3 protein-coding genes are annotated in these 2,296 nt (G+C 46.3%); 2 read left to right on the top strand and 1 reads right to left on the bottom strand.

Translation table 11 applies throughout. The annotated features are described in order from the left end of the window. Positions 1-889: 889 nt before the first annotated feature. Positions 890-1,123 (top strand): hypothetical protein, encoded by a 234-nt coding sequence (locus IEX86_RS24560; protein ID WP_188868767.1) that lies wholly within the window; start codon positions 890-892, stop codon positions 1,121-1,123. Positions 1,124-1,540: 417 nt separating this feature from the next. On the opposite strand, the gene IEX86_RS24555 is transcribed toward IEX86_RS24560, so the two are convergent. Continuing rightward, the gene (locus IEX86_RS24555) at positions 1,541-1,741 is read right to left on the bottom strand and encodes a hypothetical protein (protein ID WP_188868766.1); all 201 of its coding nucleotides are present in this window, start codon (positions 1,739-1,741) and stop codon (positions 1,541-1,543) included. A gap of 80 nt (positions 1,742-1,821) precedes the next feature. Here IEX86_RS24555 and IEX86_RS25895 point away from each other — a divergent pair, with 80 nt between their 5' ends. Further along, a complete protein-coding gene (locus tag IEX86_RS25895) occupies positions 1,822-2,172 on the top strand; it encodes a zinc ribbon domain-containing protein (protein WP_373290486.1) in 351 nt (116 codons plus the stop codon). The last annotated feature ends 124 nt before the right edge of the window (positions 2,173-2,296 follow it).

Genomic DNA, 2,296 nt, shown 5'->3' with positions numbered 1-2,296 from the left:
GGTGTCGCGGGGCGGCCAGTTCTCATGTTCGGACTCCTCGACAGGCTTGAATCAACAAGTGTAGACCAAGGTTATGAGCTTAACTTCCGAGACACCACACTAGGTAGAAGGCGCACAATTTCCTCGTGGTGCAAAGACATGGCACCCCGTTTATACTATGTGCTGTTGAGAAGGATGTATAGGATGTACTCATAAGCTTCGCTAATGCTCATGACACAGACAACGGCAACACCACATGGCATATATTTCACAGGGCCTTTAACCGGCTAATGCCCTACTCTTTTTCAGGATACAGGGCCATGTTATTTGGAGGGTCCGTTGAAGAGCTGTGTGATGACAATAAGATAGCGATACTTTGGAACGCATCCAGCTACCATTCTCTTCTGACAAAGTTACCTGGTCCTGCCAAGAGTGCTATCACTGGTTGACACAGTCTCTGCTTCCCGCTGCAAGCCTTTGGAATGCGAAGCGAAGCCTGAAATGGCGAAAAGCCTGTTTTAGCCCAATCAAAACCTATCTGAGCTTTAAGGAAGCTGTTTGCTATTACAGCGGACCTGAAGCATTTAAAGCAGTGCACCATACCGCCTTGCTCGACAATAACCGCTATAGAGAATTGATCTTGTCGCAACGGTGAATATATTGCAGGCGTTTTTAACAGTGGCTGGGTTAGCGATCGAGCCTATTTCGATGCGGGCCAATTATCTGCCTTATAAGGGACACTATTGATCCTTTTGCAAGCACAGCGTGGACATCTCAGCTATAACTGCGCAAAATTAAATATCAGCGCAAACATTCTAGTCATTTAGGCTGGCACAGGCTGTCAGAGTGCTAATGATTGAGGCCAAACCCTGTACCAATACTTCACCTCATAGATAATGTGATTCGCGCTATGCTGGAAGCACTTGATGATGACGCCAGCTGGGTATCTGCAGCTGATCAGGAACGTATCTTTGGAGCTTTGCTTCCCTTCGTAATCTTTCATGACAAAAAGCAATTGATCAATCACTACGTCTCTATCTCTAAGCAGTACGGCAAACTGCCTTTAAAATCAAAGTGTCTCATCATGAGACACTTTTTAGACCAATTGCTAAACATTACTAATTTTTTCACAAATGGCTTGTGACCACGTGTTCGTCAGGTCGTCTGTTTGCTGAATTTGGCTTTCATCAGATCGCTTGGAAAATCCATAGGATGAATAGCGTAGAAGCCTAGCTTCCTATAGTGGTCTCGTCTGCTGTTCAAAATATGCGTTTACTACTGAAAGCGGGCGCCTCCCCACTGCCCACAAAAAAAGCCGGGTCCCACAGGACACTATGTTAACAGCTAGAGGCCATTAGCTCAGGACACGATTGTTTCATACGCCTACTCGAAGCCCCATTTCCGGTGCGGCAAGCTGAGAGAGTAAGCAGGTCTACCACAACGGCCACCGTTTTAAGGTTTAAGATAGCTACGGTCTGGCAGGATACAAGCTCCACTCTCGCTCAATGTCGCCGCTTGCAGGAGCTGGTACTTCAATGTTGTGGTTGCTACCGATATTAAGCTAAGTCTTGGACGGGGCTAAGTAAGCGTCGACCTCGGTTCTAAAGGCATTGCAAAATGCAACGATGGCAGCAAACTTGAAAATCAGCAGTTCTATCAATATCTGGGGTCTAAGCTTGCCATCGGTCAGCGCAGCCGAAACAAGAAACGCACCTAGGTTATTCACGCCAAAATCGCCAACCGGCGCAATAATGAATTGCATAAGTTTAACCGCAAGCCGGTAGATAACTACGACACAATCATTGTGGGCGACGTAAGCCCTTTAAAGCTCGCAAAATTAAGATGGCTAAATCCGTGCTGCTGCTGAGCCAGCTGGAAATAATGCTTAAACACAAATGCGCTCACGCTGGAGTTGTTTTCAAGGAAATAGATGAGGGATACAGCACCCGCACCTGTTCAGCTTGCGGCACCCTAAGAGGACCAAAAGGCGTCAATGGGCCGCGTATAAGAAAATGGGTTTGCAGTGAGTGCGGTGTCGCTCATGATCGCGATATTAGCGCAGCCAAGAATATTTGTGCGCTTGGGCAGGAGTTTTGTCAGCGGAATACATATCCTTTTAGGGGGGAAGGATATCACCAGACCTATAACAATAAACCTCATGATAGCCCATTGCCATTAATATTCAGCCCCTAACTCTGAACTAACCCCCGAAAGTTGGACATTAGAATGTGGACTTCAAATAGCCTCTAACTCAATAATTGAGGGAGAGGCTATTCTTCCCTATAGAGTAAGTATTAAAATTTACATCTAAGCGAGT

This window comes from Pseudomonas asuensis, from assembly GCF_014646755.1.
GTDB lineage: Bacteria > Pseudomonadota > Gammaproteobacteria > Pseudomonadales > Pseudomonadaceae > Chryseomonas > Chryseomonas asuensis.
This window is presented reverse-complemented; position numbering and strand designations above follow the sequence as displayed.

Coding starts and splice junctions, on each gene's coding strand:
- IEX86_RS24555 (WP_188868766.1), bottom strand. CDS start 1,741: ATGCAATTCATTATTGCGCCGGTTGGCGATTTTGGCGTGAATAACCTA.
- IEX86_RS25895 (WP_373290486.1), top strand. CDS start 1,822: ATGGCTAAATCCGTGCTGCTGCTGAGCCAGCTGGAAATAATGCTTAAA.
- IEX86_RS24560 (WP_188868767.1), top strand. CDS start 890: ATGCTGGAAGCACTTGATGATGACGCCAGCTGGGTATCTGCAGCTGAT.